This is a genomic window from Streptomyces longisporoflavus (genome assembly GCF_014649775.1).
GTDB classification, from domain to species: domain Bacteria; phylum Actinomycetota; class Actinomycetes; order Streptomycetales; family Streptomycetaceae; genus Streptomyces; species Streptomyces longisporoflavus.
Window position 1 is genome coordinate 1 of the sequence record NZ_BMTR01000116.1, and the last position, 1,035, is coordinate 1,035.

General features: G+C 70.0%; 2 protein-coding genes. Both read left to right on the forward strand.

What is annotated here, in order from left to right:
* Positions 1–407: 407 nt before the first annotated feature.
* On the forward strand, positions 408–659 hold the full coding sequence (locus IE226_RS43645; RefSeq protein ID WP_190087093.1) for a hypothetical protein: 252 nt from the start codon (positions 408–410) through the stop codon (positions 657–659).
* A partial coding sequence (locus tag IE226_RS43650; RefSeq protein WP_190087094.1) for a PIN domain-containing protein occupies positions 656–1,035 on the forward strand: 380 nt, incomplete at its 3' end. The genes IE226_RS43645 and IE226_RS43650, both read left to right, overlap by 4 nt.

Below are 1,035 nucleotides of genomic sequence, written 5' to 3' on the forward strand. Positions count from 1 at the left end.
GCCCTGGCCGACAGCAAGATCATGGAAAGCGGCACCGTCTTCCTCACCTACGCGAAGAAATGAGTGCGTGTTTCTGATCCCCGGCTCTGAGCAGCACTGGGCCTGATGCTGGCGTTGTGTCCCAGCGTGCCGCCTTGCGGATCTCTAACCGAGCTGGGCGTGTCGGCAGGTTCCGGCGCCGTAGCAGGCGAGGTCCCGCTCCACGTCGGCCGCGTGGAAGCTGCCCTTGATTCAGGTGCGGAGCTCGGCTTCCGGTGGTCGCTGGGTGCGTATCGATGTCTTGCGGGTGCCGGGGCTGCAGGGTGTGCGCGAATGGAGCGTGCTGTGTCCGGTGTCATCCGTGACCGGTTCCGGCCGATGTGAGAGCACACCCGCCCCACTGGGTATACCTCATGTATTCTCGCGTCATGGCACACACGACGATCAAGGTCGAGGACACCGTCCGGGACAGGCTCGCCGCCCTCGCTGCGGAGAAGGGCACCAGCATCGCGCAGCTCGTCAGTGATTTCGCCGCGCACACCCTGACCGCGAGCGAGCGGGCCGAGCGCACTGCCCGCACCCTGGCCGTGCTGCGGGAGATGTCGGGCTACACCCCGACCCCCGAGCAGGACCGCGCGGCCGACGCCGAGCTGGACCGCCGCCTCGGCGACACCGCATGAGTCCTGCCGCCCCCGCCCCGCACACGGTGGATGTGGTCTTGGACGAGAGCGCCCTCCTGGCCCTGGGCTCGGGCAGCGTCCTGGTATCGCGGATCCTGCACCAGTCCGCCGCTACCGACAGCTGGCGCGTCCACGTCGCCCTGGCCGCCCTCGCCGACGCCGACCGCACCCGCACCGGAGTCGCGGAGCATCTCGCCATGCTCGACCAGATCGCCTTCCACCCCCTGGACCTCGCCGCCGTCCTCGCCGCATCCGGTCGGCCTCGCACCCTGGGCTGGTCCCACACTCATCACGTGGCCCAGCCCGGCTCCGAGCGCCCGGACGGCGCCCGCGTCGTCACCACGACGCCCGGAGACTGGGAGAGTGCCGGGGTCCG

Coding starts and splice junctions, on each gene's coding strand:
- IE226_RS43645 (WP_190087093.1), top strand. CDS start 408: ATGGCACACACGACGATCAAGGTCGAGGACACCGTCCGGGACAGGCTC.